Genomic DNA, 5,274 nt, shown 5'->3' on the forward strand with positions numbered 1-5,274 from the left:
GGTTAGTCATTTGGAAAAGGCTGATGTGGCGATCGCATCTTTGGATGAAATAACGATCGCACCAGAGTAAACAAAGCTGACATCGCCCGACTGCTGGGGAGTTATCAAAAATCTCGCTGCCGGGCCCGGCGGTTTCAGTCTCACCAAAAACAAGGTTTTGTAGGGGTAGTGCCCCTACAACAGAGCGAAACAGCTTCCTTGACGGCGGGAATCGGGACTGGCGAGATTTGTCAGGTTTGCCAATAAAAAGTTAAAATATAATCTAAAGTTATTCATTTTTTTAGGTCGCCTATGACTGCCGCTGCACCCTCTTCGATAAAAAATCAAACTCAGTACGAAGCCATTATCGGTCTGGAAACTCACTGTCAATTGAGTACGAATACTAAAATTTTTTCCAGTTCTTCTACAGAATTTGGTAATGCCCCAAATACTAACATTGACCCAATTTGTATGGGAATGCCGGGAGTTTTGCCGGTGTTAAATCAAAAAGTTCTGGAGTATGCGGTGAAAGCTGGGCTGGCTCTCAACTGCGAAATTGCACCTTACAGCAAGTTTGACCGCAAGCAATATTTTTATCCCGATTTGCCGAAAAATTATCAAATTTCTCAGTTCGATTTGCCGATCGCCACTAACGGTTCGATCGAAATTGAACTGGTGGACGAGGCGGGCAATTCTACTAGAAAAAAAATCGGGATTACTCGGTTGCACATGGAGGAAGATGCAGGCAAATTGGTTCACGGCGGCAGCGACAGGCTCAGCGGTTCTACCTATTCAATGGTGGATTACAACCGCGCCGGCGTGCCTCTAATCGAAATTGTTTCGGAACCGGATTTGCGATCGGGCGCGGAAGCTGCCGAATACGGTCAAGAAATACGCCGGATCGTCCGTTACATCGGGGTTGGGGACGGGAATATGCAGGAAGGTTCGCTCCGCTGCGACGTGAATATTTCGGTGCGCCCGGTGGGCAGAAAAGAGTTCGGCACGAAGGTGGAAATTAAAAATATGAACTCTTTTAATGCGATCGAACGGGCGATCGATTACGAGATCGAGCGGCAAGTTCAAGCTATCGAAAACGGCGAAACAATCGTCCAAGAAACGCGGCTTTGGGATGAAAAAAAGCAGTGTACTTTCACTATGCGGATTAAGGAAGGTGCGAGCGATTACCGCTATTTCCCGGAACCGGATTTGCCTCCGATCGAAGTTTCAACGGAGCAATTGCAGGATTGGAAAGCTCAACTGCCGGAATTGCCCGCCGAAAAGCGGCACCGCTACGAAACTCAACTCGCTCTTTCTCCCTACGACGCGCGGGTTTTGACTGACGACAAAGCGGTGGCGGAGTATTTTGAAAAAACGATCGCCGCCGGTGCTGTTGCTAAACAAGCTGCCAATTGGGTGATGGGCGATATTACTGCTTATCTGAAAAATCAGAAGCTGGCGATTTCAGAAATTCCTTTTCAACCGCAGGATTTGGCCGAACTGCTGGCGCTAATTGATGCTGGCACGATCGGCGGCAAAATTGCTAAGGATATTTTGCCGGAGTTGCTAGCAAGCGGCGGTTCGCCGACTAAGTTGGTTGAAAGCAAGGGTTTGATTCAAATTTCGGATACTGGGGCGATCGATCGGGCGATCGATGCAGTGTTGGCCGCCAATCCCAAGGAGCTCGAACAGTACCGGGCTGGCAAAACTAAGCTGTTGGGCTTTTTTGTCGGTAAGGTGATGAAGGAAACGGGCGGCCGGGCAGATCCGAAATTGACTAATGAGTTGCTGGCTGCCAAGCTTGACGGCTGAGCTGCAACACTTGATGTCAATTCCGGTTGCACTCCTGGGGAATTGTTGACTGTTGACTGTTGACTGTTGACTGTTGACTGTTGACTGTTGACTGTTGACTGTTGACTGTTGACTGTTGGCTGTTGGCTGTTGAGAGTTGGCTGTTGAGAGTTGACTCGATTGTATGATTCCGATGCAGCCGGAAACGAGATCGGGGGATTGTGCAGCCTCAGAGCGCTTTGGGCGATCGGTTTTTCCCGATCCCGCCGCGCGATCTGCGATCCCGCTTCATGGTAACTTTATAGTTAATATACATTTCTTTACAATATCTTTACACTTTGGGGGTTTAACCCCTCATACCGATAGTGTTATATTGTGTTATGTAGATGCACCCTGATGGCAGAGAGAGTTACTTAGGTAACTCTCTCTTTTTTTTTGTCTTTTTTGGCGATCGCGCTGGTGGAAATACGGATGCGAGAGGGGGATTGGCCGTACCGATTCCCGATTACCGATTAGCAATTACCGCTTTGAGTCACTTAAGACTCATACCAATTTCATAAAATTATGCTACTACTGAAAGTTTGACTCCCCCCCCTTTACAAGGGGGGGGTGGGGGGGGTAGATATGTAGCGCTATTTTATGAATTTGGTATCACATCTTGCACCATTCTCAAGAACAGGCCGGACAGCCTGTTCATAAAAAGCTTATTGAGAATGGTGTAGTATCTCAGTTAATATCAATTTGAGTTATTAACTAATTTTGACAGTATGAGCGAACAAGCTAGCGAGTTAATCAAGCAGGGGATTTCGCAGTATCAGGCGCGCCAATTTGAGGCGGCGCTGGATTCTTGGCGGGAAGCGCTGGCGCTGTATCGGGAAATTGGCGATAAGCGCCGAGCGGGTGCGGCGCTCGGTAATATGGGCGTAGCTTACGAAGCGCTCTTGAATTACGATCGGGCGATCGACTGTTACCAGCAGCATTTGGTGTTGGCGCGGGAAATTGGCGATCGCCGGGGCGAAGCAAATGCTTTGGGAAATTTGGGGAATGCTTGCTGTGCTCTGTCTGATTTTTCTGGTGCTATTGATTACCAGCAGCAGCGTTTGACGATCGCGCGGGAAACGGGCGACTTTCGATCTGAGTTGGAAGCTTTGGAAAATTGGGCGCTGGCTTGCGATGCTAATGGCGATTTACCTGGTGCGATCGAATGTTATCAGCAGCAGTTGTCGATCGCCCGCGCCCACAGCGACGATCGCATTGAGCGCAGTGCTCTCAAGAATTTGAAGATTGCTTGCAAGCATTTAGCAAATTACGAGAAAGCCGACGAGTACCGGCAGCAGCAATTGGCGATCGTGCGGCAACTGTTTTTAACTGATAAAAATAATAGTTTTCTACAACTTGCAGAAACAGTTGGTTTGAATCCCGTCGAGGATTTTGCCGGAGCTGATTTAAGCGGTTTTGACTTGCACTACGCTGATTTTAACGGCGCGGATTTGCGCGAAACCAACCTCCAAGGTGTCGATTTAACCTTAGCGGATCTCAGCGGTGCATTGCTGAGCGCTGCAGTTTTAATTGATGCTAATTTGTGCAATGCTAATTTGCGGGATGCTGAACTCAGCAGCGCCAATTTGAGCGGTGCAGATTTGCGGACAAAGCTACCCAGGGCGAATTTGAGCGGTGCAAATTTAGTCGGCGCTAATTTGAGCAGCGCTTATTTAACGAATGCGATTTTAGTAAATGCAAATTTAACTGATGCTAATTTAAAAAATTCTGATTTGAGCGGCGTAGATTTGAGCGGTGCCAATTTAAACGGTGCTGATTTGAGCCGCGCTGAATTAAAAAATGCGGTAGTAAAAAACACGAGGTTTTCTGGTTGTTTGGGAATTGCGGAATCCGTGAAAATTGAATTGAAGGCACGGGGCGGGATTTTTGAGTAGAATCAGAATGTTGGTAATTTTAGAGGGTAATTAAAAGCTATGAATGCCGTAACTGCAAAACGATTCTCCATCGCCGAATATCACCGTTTGGCAGAACTGGGTTTTTTTGAGTCTGATAACCGATTTGAATTGATTCGCGGAGAAATTATTAAAAAAGCTAAAAAAACTACGTTTCACTCGGCTTGTAACTCGCTATTGCTGGGAGAGTTGTGCCTGATGATGGCAAAAAGTGCCTGCGTGCGCGGTCAAGAACCGATTATCTTGTCTGATGATAGCGAACCGGAACCTGATATGGTGATTGCTCGAAATTGTTCTGATAATTATTTATCTTCTCACCCAGAAAGTGCTGATATTTTGTTGGTAATTGAGGTTTCTGATTCGACTTTGAAGTACGATCGCAAAACTAAGTTATCTCTCTACGCTGAATCGGGAATTTCTGATTATTGGATATTTAATTTGGTAGATATTCAACTGGAAACCTACAGCGAACCTTATCAGAAACAAACAGGTAGTTTCGATTATCGAGTCAAACGAGTGGTTTTACCGAACGAGTTTGTGGTAATTCCCGGTTTTCCAGAGTTGTCTCTGGATTTATCTGCGGTGTTTCCCGGCTAGGCTTCCTGCGATGATATAATGCAAAAGTGCGATGGCTGCTTCCTTAGCTTGCGCCTGCGAACTCTTCACCAAAGTAGCACTATGACCGCTCAAACTCTCGCCCCGCCCCAACAAATTGTCCAGCTATCGGGTATCAGTTGGCAAACCTACGAAAATTTGCTTGCCGAAATTGGCGATCGGCAAATTCGACTGACATACAACCGCGGCAATCTTGAAATTATAGTACCATCCCCAGAACACGAACGATTCAAAACAATAATGGGTCGATTTGTGGAAACCTTAGCGGAAGAATTAGAGGTGAAAATTGAACCTCTTGGTTCTACCACATTTAAGCGTCCTAAACTCAGCGGTGCAGAACCGGATGAATGTTTTTACATCCAAAATCTGAGTGCAATTAAAGGCAAAAAAAGAATCGACATGGATCGAGATCCGCCACCGGATTTAGTGGTGGAAATTGATATTACCAGCCGTTCGGAAAATAGCTTGCAGGTTTATGCGGATTTGGGAGTGCCGGAAGTTTGGATTTATAATGGAACGCGGCTCAGAATCAACAGATTTGAAAATGGAGGATACGTTGAGGGCGAGATCAGTTTAGCATTTCCCAGCTTACCGATATTAGAGATTGTCAGATTTTTGGATCTAGCAGAAACAATGGATTATCTGGAATTAGTGAAAGCATTTCGGAATTGGGTAAAAAGCCAAATTCAGCAAAGTCAATGAAGGGCGGAAATTTTTAAACAAAATTTACAGCTTTAACCGATCTAAAAATGCTGTAATGTGATAAATTATAAATCAAACACTCGTCAAAATCTCCATCATCACAGTCTGGCAGAGCCAGCACTTCTCCCGATATGCGATCGCTAGAGTCTCACAACAAATACCCCGATTGCTTGTGGATGCAATTAGAAGCAATTCCAGTGCTGTCGGTTGGAACCGAAACCCAGCAGCTCGACATTCA

Annotated in this window: 5 protein-coding genes; 4 read left to right on the top strand and 1 reads right to left on the bottom strand. The window is 46.1% G+C overall.

Features of this window, described 5'->3' with window-relative positions; translation table 11 throughout:
• Positions 1-6 precede the first annotated feature (6 nt).
• The gene (locus WBA89_RS05505; protein WP_424404524.1) at positions 7-147 is read right to left on the bottom strand and encodes a hypothetical protein; all 141 of its coding nucleotides are present in this window, start codon (positions 145-147) and stop codon (positions 7-9) included.
• 144 nt (positions 148-291) lie between these two features.
• On the opposite strand from WBA89_RS05505, the gene gatB reads away from it, so the two are divergent.
• From gatB to WBA89_RS05525, 4 genes are all read left to right on the top strand, one after another.
• Positions 292-1,788 carry an Asp-tRNA(Asn)/Glu-tRNA(Gln) amidotransferase subunit GatB gene (gene gatB, locus WBA89_RS05510; RefSeq protein ID WP_424404525.1) on the top strand — a complete coding sequence of 499 codons (1,497 nt, stop codon included), beginning with the start codon at positions 292-294 and terminating at the stop codon, positions 1,786-1,788.
• A gap of 746 nt (positions 1,789-2,534) precedes the next feature.
• On the top strand, positions 2,535-3,701 hold the full coding sequence (locus WBA89_RS05515) for a pentapeptide repeat-containing protein (RefSeq protein ID WP_424404527.1): 1,167 nt from the start codon (positions 2,535-2,537) through the stop codon (positions 3,699-3,701).
• A gap of 39 nt (positions 3,702-3,740) precedes the next feature.
• Positions 3,741-4,316 carry a Uma2 family endonuclease gene (locus WBA89_RS05520; RefSeq protein WP_424404529.1) on the top strand — a complete coding sequence of 192 codons (576 nt, stop codon included), beginning with the start codon at positions 3,741-3,743 and terminating at the stop codon, positions 4,314-4,316.
• Positions 4,317-4,397: 81 nt separating this feature from the next.
• Positions 4,398-5,036 carry a Uma2 family endonuclease gene (locus tag WBA89_RS05525; RefSeq protein ID WP_424404531.1) on the top strand — a complete coding sequence of 213 codons (639 nt, stop codon included), beginning with the start codon at positions 4,398-4,400 and terminating at the stop codon, positions 5,034-5,036.
• Positions 5,037-5,274 lie beyond the last annotated feature (238 nt).

This window comes from Microcoleus sp. (assembly GCF_049646505.1).
In the GTDB taxonomy this organism is placed as follows: domain Bacteria; phylum Cyanobacteriota; class Cyanobacteriia; order Cyanobacteriales; family Microcoleaceae; genus Microcoleus.

Excerpts from the sequence above, each read along its gene's own strand:
- WBA89_RS05520 (WP_424404529.1), top strand. The coding sequence starts at position 3,741 with ATGAATGCCGTAACTGCAAAACGATTCTCCATCGCCGAATATCACCGT.
- gatB (WP_424404525.1), top strand. The coding sequence starts at position 292 with ATGACTGCCGCTGCACCCTCTTCGATAAAAAATCAAACTCAGTACGAA.
- WBA89_RS05525 (WP_424404531.1), top strand. The coding sequence starts at position 4,398 with ATGACCGCTCAAACTCTCGCCCCGCCCCAACAAATTGTCCAGCTATCG.
- WBA89_RS05515 (WP_424404527.1), top strand. The coding sequence starts at position 2,535 with ATGAGCGAACAAGCTAGCGAGTTAATCAAGCAGGGGATTTCGCAGTAT.